Origin of the sequence: Acidisoma sp. PAMC 29798 (assembly GCF_030252425.1) — a bacterium.
GTDB classification, from domain to species: Bacteria; Pseudomonadota; Alphaproteobacteria; order Acetobacterales; family Acetobacteraceae; genus Acidisoma; species Acidisoma cladoniae.
Window position 1 is genome coordinate 114,664 of record NZ_CP126996.1, and the last position, 15,954, is coordinate 130,617.

General features: G+C 59.3%; 11 protein-coding genes and 3 pseudogenes. 8 read left to right on the forward strand and 6 right to left on the reverse strand.

The window, feature by feature from the left end:
* Positions 1-16: 16 nt before the first annotated feature.
* Both QP803_RS23315 and QP803_RS23320 read right to left on the reverse strand, forming a co-directional pair.
* Entirely contained in the window at positions 17-1,048 is a 1,032-nt protein-coding gene (locus tag QP803_RS23315; RefSeq protein ID WP_284948198.1) for an extracellular solute-binding protein, read from the reverse strand.
* 201 nt (positions 1,049-1,249) lie between these two features.
* Positions 1,250-2,050: a COG4705 family protein gene (locus tag QP803_RS23320; RefSeq protein ID WP_284948199.1), complete on the reverse strand. Its 801-nt coding sequence runs from the start codon at positions 2,048-2,050 to the stop codon at positions 1,250-1,252.
* Positions 2,051-2,329: 279 nt separating this feature from the next.
* Between QP803_RS23320 and QP803_RS23325 the strand changes: the two genes are divergently transcribed.
* From QP803_RS23325 to QP803_RS23340, 4 genes are all read left to right on the forward strand, one after another.
* Entirely contained in the window at positions 2,330-3,109 is a 780-nt protein-coding gene (locus QP803_RS23325) for a COG4705 family protein (protein WP_284948200.1), read from the forward strand.
* Positions 3,110-3,208: 99 nt separating this feature from the next.
* Complete coding sequence (locus QP803_RS23330; RefSeq protein WP_284948201.1) at positions 3,209-3,883, forward strand: winged helix-turn-helix domain-containing protein; 675 nt, start codon at positions 3,209-3,211, stop codon at positions 3,881-3,883.
* Entirely contained in the window at positions 3,873-5,330 is a 1,458-nt protein-coding gene (locus tag QP803_RS23335; protein WP_284948202.1) for a sensor histidine kinase, read from the forward strand. The genes QP803_RS23330 and QP803_RS23335 overlap by 11 nt, the downstream gene beginning before the upstream one ends.
* Before the next feature lie 418 nt (positions 5,331-5,748).
* Positions 5,749-6,420, forward strand: coding sequence for an IS6 family transposase (locus QP803_RS23340; RefSeq protein WP_284948276.1), 672 nt, complete (start codon positions 5,749-5,751; stop codon positions 6,418-6,420).
* Positions 6,421-6,636: 216 nt separating this feature from the next.
* Here QP803_RS23340 and QP803_RS23345 read toward each other — a convergent pair.
* Positions 6,637-8,736: pseudogene (locus QP803_RS23345) on the reverse strand (putative bifunctional diguanylate cyclase/phosphodiesterase).
* Between the two features lie 250 nt (positions 8,737-8,986).
* Positions 8,987-9,879 (reverse strand): annotated as a pseudogene (locus tag QP803_RS23350) (protein adenylyltransferase SelO); the annotation flags it as partial.
* Between the two features lie 623 nt (positions 9,880-10,502).
* Here QP803_RS23350 and QP803_RS23355 point away from each other — a divergent pair.
* The 4 genes and pseudogenes from QP803_RS23355 (at position 10,503) to QP803_RS23370 (ending at position 14,285) form a co-directional block, all read left to right on the forward strand.
* Positions 10,503-11,651, forward strand: a pseudogene (locus tag QP803_RS23355) (IS3 family transposase).
* 628 nt (positions 11,652-12,279) lie between these two features.
* The gene (locus QP803_RS23360) at positions 12,280-13,224 is read left to right on the forward strand and encodes a hypothetical protein (protein WP_284948203.1); all 945 of its coding nucleotides are present in this window, start codon (positions 12,280-12,282) and stop codon (positions 13,222-13,224) included.
* Between the two features lie 124 nt (positions 13,225-13,348).
* Positions 13,349-13,627, forward strand: a complete 279-nt coding sequence (locus QP803_RS23365; RefSeq protein ID WP_284948204.1) for a hypothetical protein — start codon at positions 13,349-13,351, stop codon at positions 13,625-13,627.
* Between the two features lie 58 nt (positions 13,628-13,685).
* Positions 13,686-14,285, forward strand: a complete 600-nt coding sequence (locus tag QP803_RS23370) for an HAD family hydrolase (RefSeq protein ID WP_284948205.1) — start codon at positions 13,686-13,688, stop codon at positions 14,283-14,285.
* A 34-nt stretch (positions 14,286-14,319) separates the two neighbouring features.
* On the opposite strand, the gene QP803_RS23375 is transcribed toward QP803_RS23370, so the two are convergent.
* On the reverse strand, positions 14,320-14,661 hold the full coding sequence (locus QP803_RS23375; protein ID WP_284948206.1) for a hypothetical protein: 342 nt from the start codon (positions 14,659-14,661) through the stop codon (positions 14,320-14,322).
* A 299-nt stretch (positions 14,662-14,960) separates the two neighbouring features.
* On the reverse strand, positions 14,961-15,908 hold the full coding sequence (locus QP803_RS23380; RefSeq protein WP_284948207.1) for an IS66 family transposase: 948 nt from the start codon (positions 15,906-15,908) through the stop codon (positions 14,961-14,963).
* Between the last annotated feature and the right edge of the window lie 46 nt (positions 15,909-15,954).

The window sequence follows — 15,954 nt, forward strand, 5'->3', positions numbered from 1 at the left end:
ACGACCGGAAGTGACCTTAGATGAGCCCTGCCTCACGGAGGAGTTGTGCGGCCGGGCGGTCGTCACCCAGCTTTTCGAGGGAGATCGCCGGAGGCTGGAGTTGGGCGCGGGGCTTCATCATCGGATTGACCGGCACGCCCTCGGCCAGCGGATACTCGAAATCGACGTCCGAGGACGCGAGCATGGTCTGGGTCGGCTTTGAGACCAGGAAGGCGAGGAATTTCTGCGCAGCGTCCTTGTTTTTGGAAGACGCCAAGATGGCAGCGCCCGAGATATTCACCAGCGCGCCGGCGTCGCCATTGGTGAAGTGATGGATTTGCGCATGGGACTTTGCCACGCCCTGTTCGGTGACGAGCCGCGCCCAGTAATAGCTGTTGATAATGCCGGTCGCGACGGCGCCCCGATCGACCGCTGCGACGACGGCTTCGTCATCATCGAAGACCTGCGCATTGGCCTTCAGCCCCTGGAGCCATGCGAGCGTCGCGTCATGCCCCTTGAGGGCCAGGACGGCGCTGACCAGCGGCAGAAAGTCGCTGTCGCTCGGGGCGATGGCGATCTTGTTCTTCCACGCGGGCTTGGCGAGATCGAGCAGCGACACCGGTAAGGCGCTGTCCTGGATCAAGGCCGGATTGAATGTCAGCACATTCTCCCGCGCCAGGACCCCGACCCAGTTGCCACTTGGGGCGCTATCTGTGGGCGGCACAGCCGAAAGCGTGGACGGATTGACGGAGGTGAGCAGCTTCTTTTCATCGAGAAGCATCAGTTCCGGCGAATTTTCCGTCATGAAGACGTCTGCCGAAGAGGACGAACCTTCCTGGACGAGCTGGTTCGCAATGTCCGGCCCTTCACCTGCATGCGATTGGACCTGGATACCCGTCTGCTTCGTGAAGGCGGTGGTGAGCATGTCGATCACCTGCTCGTGCTGTGCCGAGTACAGGGTCAGCACCGGCGCATCGGCGGCGTGTACGGGTGTCGCGGAGGATAGGGTAAGGACGACGGCTGGCGCGCCGACGGCGAGCCAGTAGCGGGCCAGACTGGTTTTCAACACGGGAGAGATCCGTTAGCCAGGCTAGTCGTCGCGAACGCATCTCGTTCGCAACGACCACCCTCTCTCGTCCGATCGTCAAAGATCGGCACTGGCGCGCAAGGCGCGGATTGGGCGATCACTGGCTGTGCTTAAGGATGAGACGGTGATGGCCGATTGCCGATTGCCGCCTGGACGCAGCCTAATTGCCAATGAGACCGCCCGTCAAAAGGCGGTGCCGCGGCCAAGCTGTGGAGGCGAATGGGGACTGACATCTCGTTTGCTGACCGACAGATACGCCACCAACATCACAATGAAAAAGGTCAGGACCACGCAGACAAGACCTTGGCCATAGCCAAGGCCACCATGGCTTGCGGGCTTGCCAAACCAATCTGCGAAGGATGCGCCCAAGGGCCGCGTCATGACATAGGCAAACCAAAATGCGAAGATGTCGTTCCAGCCGAATTTCCAATAGCCGATGGCTGGGATGACAAACAAGATCGCGAACAGAACGCCCGACAGCAGATTCCCAAGATGCAGACTACCGGCTGTCCAATCTCCAGCAGCTGTGCCGAAGGCAAAGCTCACGAAGACCGTAACCCAGTAAAACATCTCTCGACGTAATGTGAAAATACTGTGAACCGAAAGCGACTTCTCCACGGCATTCCACAGGATGAATGTCGCCGCCAGGAGAATTGCGAAGACGAGGGTAGATACCGGATGCGGAACGCCGGCCTTGTGGACGAGGTCAGCCGCCATGGTGCCGAACACGCTGATCATGGCGACCACAAGCCAGTAACTCCAGGCGAGATAGCGTCGCAAGCTGAATTGGATTGCCAGCGCCGCGGCTAATCCAGCCGCACCCAAAGCCACTGCCTCGAGCGGACTGCGATGCACGGCATAATCGGAGGCCGCCTCGCCCATCGCGGTTGTCAGAAATTTGATGATCCAAAAATAGGCTGTGATGGCAGGAACTCTGGCGAACGCGCCCGCGCGGCTCTCGGATGACGACACGACTGCACTCATCTTTCTGCCTCTCACTCTATCACCAGACGTTCATCGACCGTCGATCCGCTTGCCCGTCCGATGAGCGCCGGCAGCCGCTTGATCATGATGGCCCGTGACGATGGTAGCGGGCCCACCTGTATCCGTCATCTCTAAGCACCAAGGTTGGCAATTCCCAATGTCCAGGTCAGGGTTACCCAACCTGCTGTCATGTAGATAGCCATTCTGCAAAGTGAGCCCGCGCAATGGCCGACAGGTCATCCGACGAGCCGGCCTTGCCGCATGATAAAAGAGGTGTCGATGCTGCACGAACAGAACAGGCCCGCCCAAGCGATGCTGAACAAGGTGCCTGAGGTCACGATTATTTTCTGGCTTATCAAAATCATGGCGACGACGGTGGGCGAGACGGGCGCGGACTTCCTCTCTGCGACACTCGGCTTTGGTCTCCCCGTCACCTCGATGATCATGACGCTCCTCCTTGCGATCGCCATCGCGGTCCAGTTTTGGGCGGCTCGATATGTGCCTTGGATCTACTGGCTGACGGTCGTATTGGTGAGTGTGGTCGGCACGCTCATCACAGACACTCTGAGTGACACCCTCGGCGTGAGCCTGATCCTCAGTAGCTTTTCCTTTCTGCTCTTGCTGGGGCTCACCTTCACCCTTTGGTACACGACGGAGCGGACGATCTCGATCCACTCAATCTTCACGACCAGACGCGAAGTGTTCTATTGGGCCGCTATCCTCCTCACCTTTGCCTTGGGCACGGCGGCTGGGGACCTGGCGGCCGAACGGCTGCAGCTCGGCTACTTGGCGGCGGCCGTGATCTTCGGGTCGCTGATCGCCGTCGTCACCCTCACTTATTACGTCTTTGCTCTCGACGCGGTCGCCGCCTTCTGGATCGCCTATATCCTCACACGGCCCTTCGGCGCCTCCTGTGGGGATCTGCTGGCGCAGCCCAGGACAGACGGCGGCTTGGGGCTCGGCACGGTCGTCACCAGCCTCGTCTTCCTGGCCGTCATCCTGAGCCTCGTGACCTTCCTGACCTTGAGCCGCAGGCCTTCGCCGCAGGTCCGTCCGTAGCGCCGTGGCGACTCCCCAGCCGATCAGGCGGCGGCCCCTTTGTTCTGGCAGAGACGTCTCTTCTTGGCGTAGGAGACTGTTGCGCGGGAGGATCGGCATGTGAAGGTCTTGGTGATCGAGGACGACGCCGAAACCGGCGCCTATATCCTGCGCGGCCTGCGTGAGCACGGCCATTCCGCCGATCATGCCGCCGATGGGCTGGACGGGCTGTTTCTTGCAAGCGGCGGTTATGACGTGCTGGTCGTTGACCGCATGTTGCCCAGCCTAGACGGTCTCGAGCTTGTGCGTCGTTTGCGGGGCATGGCCATTCAGGCGCCGGTGCTGTTTCTGACGGCGCTGCGTGGCGTCGGTGACCGCATTCAGGGTCTGGAGGCCGGGGGAGACGACTACCTTGTGAAACCCTTCGCCTTCGCGGAATTGTTGGCACGCCTCAACGCTCTTGCGCGGCGGCCGCCCTTGACCCAACCACTGACCCAGATGCGCGTAGCCGACCTGGAACTGGATCTTCTGAAGCGCACGGTCATCCGCGGCGGGGAGCGCGTGGACCTGCAGCAACGCGAGTTTCGGCTGTTGCAATTCCTCATGCAGCACGCCGAGCGCGTCGTGACCCGAACAATGCTTCTCGAAGGCGTCTGGGATTTCCACTTCGACCCCAAAACGAATATTGTCGAAACTCATATCAGTCGCCTGCGCGGCAAGATTTCCCGCAGCGGCCGTGATCCCGAACTCATTCACACCATTCGCGGCGCCGGCTACGTTCTTCGTGCGGCTTAATCTACGCGACTATGCGCTGATACGCGCTGCATCAAGACTCCTGAAGACGGCCAGCTTTCGCTTCGCCGCCCTCTATGTCGCTGTCTTCGCAGCATCGGCCTTCGTTTTGGGACTGGCCGTGTTCCTTGCTGCCCGGTCCAGTCTCGAACAACAGATGGACACCGGCGTGCAGACCGAAACCGCGTTCCTGAGAGAGGAGTATCGTCGGGACGGCCTTGATCATCTCCGCAGCCTCATCGAAGCCCGTGGGCAGGAAAATCGCGCCCTCGACTACGTGCTGCAGGATGCCGCAGGTGTTTACCTCGCAGGGGAAATTCCCGCGCAACCCGGACTGCGGTCGGGATGGACGGAACTCACAGTTCCAAGTGAACGGGAAGCCGATAACGAGCCCGAACGTGTCCGGGCCCTTGTCTCCCCACTCGATGGCGGTCTGCTGCTCGCCGTCGGGGATGACATCCATCGGATCACGGAGGTGGAGGAGGCGGTCACCCGGGCTTTCGCCTTGACCGTGGGCCTCGCGGCCCTGCTGGGCATCGGTGGCGGAATCCTTCTGAGTCAGGCTTTCCTGGCCCGCGTGGATGCCATTGCGCGCACCGCTGAGGCGATCATCGGCGGCGATCTCGGGCGCCGCGTATTGCTGCGCGGAACAGGGGACGACCTCGATCGCCTGGCCGGCACGCTCAATCGGATGCTTGATCGCATCAGTGCGTTGATGGACAGCCTGCGTCAGGTCAGCAGCGACGTTGCCCATGACCTGCGCACGCCGCTTTCGCGCCTCTACCAGCGGTTAGAGGACGCACATGATCACGCGCGATCGGTCGAGGAGTATCAGCCTGCCGTCGAGGGGGCGATGCGCGAGGCGGAGGCGTTATTGGATACCTTCTCCGCGCTGCTGCGCATCGCTCAGGTTGAGGGTGCGTCACCGCGAAGCGGGTTCCGCGACGTGGACCTCACAGTCATCGCCGAGTCGGTTGCTGACGCCTACCGTCCAGATGCGGAAGACGCCGATCACCGCATCGACGCCGACTTCTCGGCCGGCATTGTCATTTACGGTGACCACGAATTGCTGACGCAGGCCCTCGCCAATCTCGTGGAGAATGGGCTTCGGCATACACCACCGGGAACGCGACTGAGCCTCCGGCTTTTTCGTGACGAAGAGGGTGGTGTGGTCTTCGTCATCACGGACAATGGTCCCGGCGTCGCGGATAAGGATCTTCCGCGTCTCACGCATCGATTCTATCGGGGCGAATGGAGCCGCACCACGGTCGGCAACGGCCTTGGTCTCAGCTTGGTCGCCGCCGTCGCAGACCTGCACGGGGCCAAGCTGCGGTTGGAGAATGCGTCGCCGGGCATTCGCGTCACGCTCCGGTTCCCGCCGGCACCTCGCAGCCCAGCGCCTAGTCATCTTCCCCAGCTTAACAAGCCAGCAGAACGATGGCGCGGCTGATAACGTTGCAGGTGTTTCTTGAACTCATGCATGTCATCGGACGCCGCTGCCGGAGCCATGGACGAGACACCAGACTCATCGAAGCCGACGACTTCCGATCTTTCGATCTCCTCGGTGTCGCTCGGCAAGCGGACCCTATTGCCCAGTCCCTCGCCCTGACCGGCGACTCTCCCAAGGCCACTTACGAAAAAAGCGCATGAGCCAATCTTGGGCAGCGAGAGGTGCTTGCCGAAGCCGCCGTCAGCGTCGGGTCTACGGGCGCATAGCCGCTGAAGCGACCGCGATGCCGGCCGGCTTTTCCCAGGTCGCTTGTTTGGCAAAAAACCGCATCGGCCCGTAATCCGGTTCTGTCGCAAATTTGGCCGACCGATCCGCTTGGCGCATGTTTGCCGGCGAGAGTTTTAGCGGCGAGCATGTGATGATCGAATTCAAGGGCAGTCACTTCGAGCGGGACGTGATCCTATTGGCGGTCCGCTGGTATGTCGCGTATCCGATCAGCTACCGCCAGCTCGAGGAAATGATGGCAGAGCACGGCGTCGAGGTGGACCATGCCACACTCAATCGCTGGGTGGTCAAGTATGTTCCTCTGTTGGATTGGGAGTTCCGGCCGCGCAAGCACCCGGTGGGTCCCAGTTGGCGAATGGACGAGACCTATGTCCGAGTCAAAGGCGCTTGGAAGTACTTGTACCGAGCCGTCGATAAGGCCGGAGCCACGGTAGATTTCCTTCTGACTGCGAAGCGAGATCGCAAAGCCGCCCTGCGGTTCTTGCGCAAGGCGATCAAGGGGAGCGGCACGCCTCAGAAGATCACGATCGATAAGAGCGGCGCCAACACGGCTGCGATTGTGAGCCACAACGCTGAATTCGGGGCGGCCATTGAGATCCGTCAGATCAAATACCTCAACAACATCGTCGAACAAGATCATCGAGCCATCAAACGCCTGGCGCGACCAATGCTCGGTTTCAAATCCTTCCGGTCAGCGGCGATGACGCTTGCTGGCATCGAGCTCATGCATATGCTTCGGAAAGGCCAGTTGCGCACAACAGGCAACCTGTGTCCGGCGCAGCAATTCTATTCTCTGGCAGGATAAACCCAGAGCGTCCCCCGGCCTCGCGTGTCAATTCCGGAAATTTGCGACAGAACCGATTCCACGGAGTGATAACTCGGCACGTGCGATGCACACGAGTCCTCGCAACTCGGATTTTTGCTGGATTAGATAGATGGCCGGTAGTCCCGATTAAGTGCTGGTGATGATTACGATCAGGAGCCGTCCACCCCATCGGCGGGAGGACCCGAAATGACACCGTTACATAAGACCGAGACCCAATTGCTGTTGAATCAGCTGATGGCAATCGCTGGAGGACATCGGCCGGCCAAGAAAATACCCTTGTCCAAAGTCGCATCCTTCCTGCAGCAACAACTCATATTGACTTGCTAATTCGATCCCCTCGGCGACGGTCGCGACGCCAAACGCTCGTGCCAATGCAACTACGGCCCGAAGAATGGCTAACGATTCGAAGCTAGAATGTGAATCGAGCACGAAACTTTGGTCGATCTTGATCATATCAACCTTGAACTTCTTCAAGTATTGGAGCGAAGCATAGCCTTTGCCAAAGTCGTCGAGACTTATCCGCACACCATGGTGCCGCAGATCGTCAAGCGTGTCGGTAGCCTGTCTCTCGCCGACGAAAATGATGGTCTCCGTGATTTCGAGGGTGAGACGGGTCGGCTTTACCCCTGTTTCCGCTAATATACCTTTCACCTTCTCGCCGAAACTCCGACTTTGGATTTGTAGCACAGAAACATTGACGGCGATAAGAACGGCATCCGGCCAACCGGAGACCTCCTTGCATGCCTCACGCAAAACCCACTCGCCAATCGAATGTATCAGACCTGTTTATTCTGCAATCGCAATCACGCTATCCGTGGGAACAGAAGCGAAGTCTGGATGCCGCCAACGAAGAAGAGCCTCGAAAGTCGCGACTCGTCCTGTTTTCAAATCGAAAATAGGCTGGAATTCCAGCGCGAGTTCGTTCCGGTGCAACGCCTGCGCGAGTTCGCGCTTGCGTAGTTCCCGTAGGAACAACTCGTTGCCCATTCCGGGTTCGAAGAAGCGATAATTCCCGCGCCCAGCTGCTTTCGCCGCATACAGTGCCACATCCGCTCGACGTACAAGCTCGTCGCTTGTTAAGCCGCTTTTTGCAAGAGCGATGCCTATACTGGCCCCAATGGCGATCACTTCCCCGCCTACCTCATATTCGCAGGAGAGAGAGCCCAAGATCGCCTCGGCAAGGGCTGCGACATCGGACTCACTGCCAGGGTCAGTTTTCGCAATGACAAACTCGTCGCCCCCGATGCGGCAAACCAGTGCGGTCCCCTCCGTGCAGTGGCGAAGACGCTCCGAGACCGCGATCAAAACAGCGTCACCGATCGGATGGCCCTTTGTATCGTTCACGGCCTTGAATCCATCAAGATCGAGATAGAGCACAACGATCTCTCGATGCGTTTCTATTTCTCCTAACATTCGCTCGAGAGCGTCGTAAAACGTGGATCGGTTCGCCAAACCTGTGAGGCCATCGTGCGTCGCTAGGAAAATGATCTTCTCCCGAGCACGCTGCTCACCCTCCTCCGCTCTCCGTCGGTCTGAGACATCACGAAGAAACATCGACAGACCTTCTTTCGTGGGGAACAGATCAAATTGGAGCCATCGGTCGAGGGATGCAAAATAAGCTTCAAAATGTTGTGCCTCGCGAACACCGCCTACAGCCGCCAACTTTTCACCGGCGCCGCTCTCCGCCCAACCGGGTATGAGCTCCGGCAAAGTCGATCCAAGCGCGGGCTCATTCGACTCAAATAGGCGCTTGGCGTGTCCGTTGATATAGGTTACGCGCAAGTCCCAAGAGAGCAGAATGATGCTATCGGAACTACTCTCAAGGACATCATGAAGCTTCTGCGCGGCGGCATTGGCCTGATCACGCGCTCTCTTCTCCATCGTAACATCGAGCACAGAAACACTGACAAGGATTGTCATCCCAGCCTCATCCTTGACCGGATTGTAGTTTACGAGGACGAAACGCTCTCCGTCATTCGTGTCCTCCGAGATTAAGCGGCGCTCAACAGGAAGACCGTCTTTGAAAATCTGCCGATACACGGGCTCGATGGCATCGGCAATTTCGGGAACGACCTCTCTCAAGGTTCGACCGAGATGCGCCTCGATCGGGCGTCGATTGAGCATTGCCATCCGCTGATTGACTTCTACATAACGAAGATCGCGATCAACAAGGCAGAGGGCGATTGGTGCTGACATAAATGCTGAACGAAGTCTGCTGAGTTCTTCGCAGAGGCGCGGATGTTTTCCATCAAAACCGCTTTCACGCCGATACCAGTGTGGCAGGAACCTTAGCACGCATCTATTACTCCAAGTATGATATCGCCCAGTTAAAGATTTCAATATGCTGTTGGACCGTCACTCATCAGTAATATATACGCAATGGTCACCAGCTGACTACTATAATTGACTGTGACCGCTGAAGCCCTGGTTTCGAAGTTCGGGTCATTTCAACAAGAGGCGGATATAAGCGATTGAGGTCGACGCAGGAGCAAGTCGTCGGCGCACCACGGAGCAACAGGCGGTTGCAGCGGCGGCGGACTTAGGCCATGTTCCAGTAGGCCACACCGGGCTGGGTGTCATAGGCATAGCGCCCGTGCAGATCGATGGAGCTGAAGACCGTTGCCGGATCATAGGCATCCATTAAGGCGCAGGGGCCGAAATCGATCGTCTCACCGGAGATCGAGGTGTTGTCGGTGTTCATGACGCCGTGGATGAAGCCGATGAGCAGCCAACGCGCCACCAAGTCTGCCTGACGCGCGACCACCCCGTCCAGCAAGGCGCGATAGGGTTTCGCCGTCGCCGCTGCCTCGGGATAGTGACAGGCGATGGCATAATCCGAAAGCGTCTTCACCGCATCCGAGTCATCCTGCGCCACGAAATACTGGAAGGTGCCGACGCGGAGATGGCTGGCGGCAACCCGGGTCAGGATGGCACCCGGCGGCATTCCCTCGCGCCGCACCGTCTCGCCGGTCGTGACGGCGGCGAGCGCCTGTGTTGTCGGCAGGCCAAGGGCGGCCATCGCCTCATTCACCAGATATTCGCGCAATACCGGCCCGAGCGCCGCCCGGCCGTCACCACCCCGCGAAAAGGGCGTGCGGCCCGAGCCCGTCAACTGGATGTCTCGCCGCTGCCCGACTGGGGTCACGATTTCATCGAGCAGATAGCGCGACCGTCGCCGAGCCGAGGCACGAAATTGCCGAATTGATGACCGGCATAGGCCTGGGCCAGGGGTTGCCACCCCTCCGCCACGCGGGTGCCGGCGAGGATCTCGACGCCCTCAGCGCTCGCGAGCTCCGCCGCATCCAGCCCGAGGTTCTTGGCCGAGGCGGCATTCAGCCGCACGAGCCGGGGTGCGGCCACTGGCGTCGGCGCGAGCGGCGCGAAGAAGCGTGGCGGCAAGCGCGCATAGCTATTGTCGAAAGGCAACCGGACGACCATGCGATGAACTCCTGACTCCACACGGAAATCGGCTCACTACGGCTGCGATGCGAGGATGAGCAGCGAATGATACAGGCAGGCCATAAATGGCATGCCTGAAAAACGAGAAGCAGACATTCGCCTTCGCCCATGCATCCGCAAAAGAAGCAAGAACGGGCAAACGGGCTTGCCCGATTAGGACGCGAAGAATGCGCGTAGTTGTGCGTGCATCCATGGGTAGAACTCCTCCGCTTTTGTGTTGAGTCTGGATTTCAGATCGCGGGTCAAATCGTCGGCCAGCACCTCAAGCGCGCCTGTAGGCATTGTTACGTTAACTGGTGAACCCACTATAGCCCGAGTGCAGGTATACGGGAGCGATTACGCGGCGTTTCGGGCGCACGTCTCCCGTGTCCACATCTCGAAGGATGTTGCACGCGCGGCACGATAGCGGGTCGCAGTCATCAGATGGCGCCTTGGGCGGAAGTGCCCAGATCTGAAAGCGTGAGCGGTCAGGAAACACTGTGCCTGGCGCATCGATTTGAATCGCTGCATCTGTCGCTCTCGCCTTCGGGTCGGCCGATGCGATTGGACTTGCTTCGAAAAAGAGGAGAGCTCCTGATGCGCTGAGAGGAGTTTTCCTGGCCATGAAGCAGAAGCGGTTCACGAAGGAATTCGAGGAGGAGGAGGCGGTTGCCTGTTGCGGACGAGTGGTCGAACGAAGCGGGAGATTGCGGACGATCTCGGCGTCGGCTTGTCCACCCTGACACGATGGGTCTCCCGCAGCCGAGACCGGGAGATGGACGAACCGAATCGGCGGCCTCAGGGCGAAGACCCTGCGGCTGAGTTAAAGCGGTTGCGGCGAGAGAATGAGGTCCTCCGTCAGGAGCGGGATATCCTGAAGCGCGCGACCGCTTTTTTCGCCAAGGAGGGAAGCCGATAAGGTTCGAACTCATCGACCGGGCGAAGAAGGACTTCCCTGTCCAACGGCTTTGCCGGTTGCTCGGCGTCAGCCAGAGCGGCTATTTTGCATGGTGCGCCCGTCTCCCCAGCCAGAGGCAATGGCAAGATATGGTGCTGCTTGCGCATGTCCGTTCGGCTTTTGCGCAATCGAACGGCACCTATGGGAGCTCGCGCATGACCCGGGAGATTCGTGATCAGGGCCTGACGGTTGGGCGTCGTCGCGTTACGCGATTCATGCGGGACGACGACCTGCGGGCTCGGCAAAAACGCCGCTTCAAACGAACGACAGACAGCGAGCATGGCTGGCCGGTTGCTCCCAATCTTTTGGACCAGGATTTCAGCGCCACAGCGCCGAACCAGAAATGGTCGGCGGACATTACTTACGTATGGACCAGAGAGGGATGGCTCTACCTGGCGATCGTCATGGACCTTTTCTCCCGGCGCATTATCGGCTGGGCGGTGAGTGATCGGCTTCATCGAAAATTGGCTGTGGCCGCGCTCCGCCAGGCATTTGCCATTCGCCGTCCGCCAGCCGGCCTCATCTGCCATTCAGACCGCGGCAGCCAATATTGCTCGATCGACTATCAGGCCGACTTCGGAAGCATGGGGCCTTTATTTCTATGTCTGGCAGAGGCAATTGCTATGATAACGCCATTGTCGAGACCTTTTTCAAAACCCTGAAGTCGGAGCTCGTCTGGCGCACGATCTTCATGAACCGGCAGCATGCCGAGGCTGCCATCGGCTGCTATATCGACCGCTTCTACAATCCCGTCCGGCGACACTCGTCACTGGACTTCGATAGCCCCGCTGCTTACGAGAGGCACGCGGCCTGATCCATAATGGCTCTCCACTTTTCCGAAGCAAGTCCAATCGCCGTTTGCTCGGATGTCGTCGACCCTTCATCCCGGCAAGATTGGAAGATTGGGCGCCGTGTGATTGGCACCGTGGACTCTGATTTGCGCTGCAACCCATCCAGCGGCCCAGGCTGAGCGTTCTGAGCTCCCCAGGGGCCAGGGATTGGCGCTGAAGGGCTTGCAATGCTCGTAAGCCGCCCCACCGTCTCTCACGAGCGCGCGATAAAGAAGATGGCGTGTATGGATAACGTCTTGCTGCGAATAAGGCGAAGGCGCCTCGTCACTCATTGCTTTTCCCATGTAACCGTTTGAGCGGCTGGGTAAGAATCGCTTTTGGTGACATTATGGCACGAGGAAGTTGGTCACAGCTTCGTGACGTTACTTAAGTATCCTTTTGCGTTCAACCAGATGGGCAGAGGCGCAGCTGGCCAAGGCTCAGGATGCGTGAGTGCGCAATAGGAGATAAGGTGCTCACGCGCTCTCTGGATTGATCGACGGCGAGGCGCGAAACACATGCCAGATCCACGAGTTGCTGTATAGCGGCTTGCCGGCGAGGATGCATCAGTGGTGCTTAATCTGCGGGAACGACTTTCTTTCTGCTTCGTTGATGGGCTTTAAAGACTGTCACTTCGGGCCTCGCCGCGGCTTCGGTCTCCACGGTCTCGATGTCTGCACGCGCAACAGCCACCCGGCTCAGGGACGCCCGGTTCAGGGGCACCCAACTCAGGATCAGTCAGCACAGGGGCGTCTGGCAGAGGAGCGGGATCATCCTGCTGCCGAAGGCGGACCCGACCCGTCAGGTATGCGCGCGGACCGTGCGGCGGACAGTCTGCGCGCGAAGGTGGAGTTGGCCCGCGCGCGGGCACAGGAGGCGGCAGAAAGCGCGCACGCGCCAACACAACCCGCTGCCCTGGAAACGCCCGAAGAGGCGCGTCGGGAGGCTCTACGCCGCGACCTGCGGAAGCTGGACGGTTTGAGCCTCAGCCGGGCCATGGAGGCAGATCGAACGCGCGACCGGGATGCGGTCGCCCCCCGCGACATGACGGTCGCCGACGCGGCACGGCTGGTGTCGCCCGCCTATGCCGCCGCTGCCGATCGCCTCGAGGAGATACGGAAGGGGATCGCCTACTCCGAGAGTGCAATCGAGACTTATGGGAGGCAGCGGGATTACGCCACGGACCAGGGGGACGCGCGGTGGAAGGCGATGGGGACCTTGGCCCAATACGGCCATCGGACCGGGGTGCGGGTTGATGACGCGATGAGCCGACACGAGCGCGACGAGCAATCCGCCGCGCACCGCCTGGCCCTTGAGGAACAGAAGCGAGACGAGCGGGTGAAGGCGCTGCCGGCTGCGGAACGCGAGGAGGCCGAGGCGCTGGAGACGGTCCGACCCCAGGCGGAAGCCAAGCTGGCGCAATTGCAGGAGCGCGCGGCCCTTGCGCGCGAGGTGCAGCAGGAGAAAATGCAAGCGCAACGCGAGAAGGCTCAGGAACAGGCACGCGGGCGGACGCTCAGCCGCGGCAAGGATCTTGATCGGGGTATGGAGCGTTAGGAAATGGGACACGTGGAGGAGAGCCTTATGGCTTGGCCATGAGTGGTGCCGCCTTCGTGGTGGTGCTGCTTGCCGCCGTCTGTCTCGACAGGCTGGTGGGCAATCGAAGAAGGAAGCCTTGGCCATGAGTTGGGAGCAGGAAGACGCGCTGCGGCGCAAGGTTCGGGAAGCGCGCGAGCGCCAAGCTTTCAAGGAGAGCATCACGTCTGTCCTCTCTGCGAAAGAGGCTCAAGGGGCCATCGTCACGCAGCGTGAGGCGGGCCAAGCCCAACTGAATCAGGACAAAGCCGAGCGTGAACGGCAGCGGCTGGCACAAGCCGAATTGGCGAAGGAGCAGCGGCAGAAAGACAGCTCGCGGATCATTCGGCACGTCCGCGACGGCCGCCCAGAGCGGGAGCGATAGAAACGACGTAGCCGCAGCGCGAGCCGACGCAAAAGGGACTTTCATGATCAGAGCGCTTATGCTTGATGTGGACGGCGTATTGGTGACCGGGAAATCTTTGTCAGGTGAGCATTGGGGAAGCTCGATCCATGAAGACCTTGGTATAGAATATTCCCTATTACACGAGAAATTCTTCATTCCTTATTGGGATAAAATCGTGACGGGTCAGGCTGAACTCCGCCAAACACTTAGGCCCATTCTGGCTGAGTGCGCACCCACACTGACAATAGACCGTTTACTAAACTACTGGTTTGAGAACGACGCGCAGGTGAGTGCAAATTTGCTGCATGAGTTGGTCGAACTCAGAGCGATGGGGATCGAGATCCACCTGACGACAAACCAAGAGCATGAGCGCATGGCCTATCTCATCAGAAACCTGAAACTCGCCAGCTACGTTGACGGATGCCATTACTCGGCCGCGATGGGGTGTAGAAAGCCGACCCATGACTTCTTCTACAAAGTGGAAAAACGGGTCGGACTGACTCCCGAGGACATGTTTCTGATAGACGATTCAGTCGCGAATGTTGACGCGGCCCTCGAAGTAGGATGGCGTGCCGCGCTTTGGACTTCATCAGCAAGACTAACGGACTTGATCTCCAGCCTGTCACGAAAATCCTAAAACCCGCCACAATCAGTTTCGCAAGACTGTAATTTCATTCACCATCGAACTCGATCTTTGTAAGAGCGCATCCCCTTCTGAGGATCTGGTCATTTGATAAGTCGGGAAACATCTTGCCGTAACGATGAAGAAGAGCTTTCCTGAGTTGATGTGGATTTTGTATATTTGGAAGTGAGTGCATGAATTGCTCGGGGCTGACTTGGTCAATGGGGAGCCGCTGAATGATTTCTCGGCAAATCCCCCGCCGGAACCGCGTCGGATCGATCACGGGGAGCAATTCGTCTCCATTAGCAAGTCTCTGGCCGGCTTTTACTATTGGTACGATCGCATAGCTGAAGCCTACAGCATTCAGCGTTGTCTCCAGATTAAAATGCATCAGAAATCTACAGGAGTCGGAAATTATAGCAAAGTCCTTAGAGCGCAACCTGATAAGTGCATCTACTGAGAAGCGATTCCGAAGATCACGTATTGGCACAATGTGTTCTCTATCAAATTCACGTATGCCGACATGCGTCATATTCGAGAATGGCAGCGAGCATTCAGTCGCTGATCAACTCCTGATATTTCGCGTAGGCCATAGTGGCTGTTCGTAGCAAAAAGAGCCACTATCTGGAGCCGGAATCGGTCGATGTCGCGCTTGCCTTACAGGCCGGGACAGCCGAGCTTGATCCTGCCTTACCCACTTGACTTGGCCCTTGGGGTCGCCTCGACAAAGGCGGCGGTCCGCAACCGACGAGGTGCTTCGTGAGCTCTTCCACCCCATTTTGAACCCTTCCGAAGCCTCGAAGCGGCGTAATGCTCCGGCAGCGGCCGCCTTCCGATATTTGAGGATATCGTGGAGGCTATTGGCCTTCGGAGCGTGACATGACGACCGATGGCTTCGGCAAGAGGCGCCAGCAGGAACAACGCCTGTCCTATCCAGTCGGCGAGTGTCGAGCGGTCCAGTTCCACCCCTTCACGGAGGCTGATCCCCGCCTGGCGGTGCAGTGGGATGTGGTCGCAGTATTTCGACACGACGACATGGGTGATCAGTCCCGGCCCCGGGCGCCCGCGCTCGATCGGCAGCGTGGGCATCGGCGCCTGGACAATCGTCTCGCAAGACCTGCAGCTCAGCTTGGGGCGAAGATGCCGAATGACCTTGAAGCTGGATGGGACGTATTCCAGCACATCACGCTCGTCCTGCCCGATGCGGCTGAACACGGTGCCGCCGCAGCCCGGGCAAACCCCGACTGGGTCGTGGGTGACGATTTCACGGGGTAGATGCTCGGGCATCGGCTTGCGCACCGGATGTCTGCGCTCGGCGGCACCAGGTCGACCATGCAGGGCCGTGACAGCCGCTCTGGCCCGGGCTTCACTCTCGCCCGCATCCTCTTCGAGGTCGCCGATCAGGAGTTCGAGCTGCTCGATGTCTCGGTCAAGCTTCTCGGAAGACTGTCCGAACCGTGCCCGCCGGAGCTTGGCGAGCTGCATCCTCAGCTTCTCGATATGGAGCGCCTTCGCATGGATTTCGGCCGCGTTGGCAGCGATCTCGATGTCCTTGCGCGCCAATTCCGCCTGCAGAGTTTCAGCAAAAACCCGCAACGCATCTGGGTCTGTCGGGAGAGGATCACTCGCCAGGGACATGCCACCATTGTACCGGACCCGGCCACTCGGGTACAGCCTTTTCAGC

What these genes read in the sequence shown, in the direction of transcription:
- QP803_RS23320 (WP_284948199.1), bottom strand. Translation starts at nt 2,050, where the DNA reads ATGAGTGCAGTCGTGTCGTCATCCGAGAGCCGCGCGGGCGCGTTCGCC.
- QP803_RS23360 (WP_284948203.1), top strand. Translation starts at nt 12,280, where the DNA reads ATGGGCTTTAAAGACTGTCACTTCGGGCCTCGCCGCGGCTTCGGTCTC.
- QP803_RS23380 (WP_284948207.1), bottom strand. Translation starts at nt 15,908, where the DNA reads ATGTCCCTGGCGAGTGATCCTCTCCCGACAGACCCAGATGCGTTGCGG.
- QP803_RS23340 (WP_284948276.1), top strand. Translation starts at nt 5,749, where the DNA reads ATGATCGAATTCAAGGGCAGTCACTTCGAGCGGGACGTGATCCTATTG.
- QP803_RS23365 (WP_284948204.1), top strand. Translation starts at nt 13,349, where the DNA reads ATGAGTTGGGAGCAGGAAGACGCGCTGCGGCGCAAGGTTCGGGAAGCG.
- QP803_RS23325 (WP_284948200.1), top strand. Translation starts at nt 2,330, where the DNA reads ATGCTGCACGAACAGAACAGGCCCGCCCAAGCGATGCTGAACAAGGTG.
- QP803_RS23375 (WP_284948206.1), bottom strand. Translation starts at nt 14,661, where the DNA reads ATGCATTTTAATCTGGAGACAACGCTGAATGCTGTAGGCTTCAGCTAT.
- QP803_RS23370 (WP_284948205.1), top strand. Translation starts at nt 13,686, where the DNA reads ATGCTTGATGTGGACGGCGTATTGGTGACCGGGAAATCTTTGTCAGGT.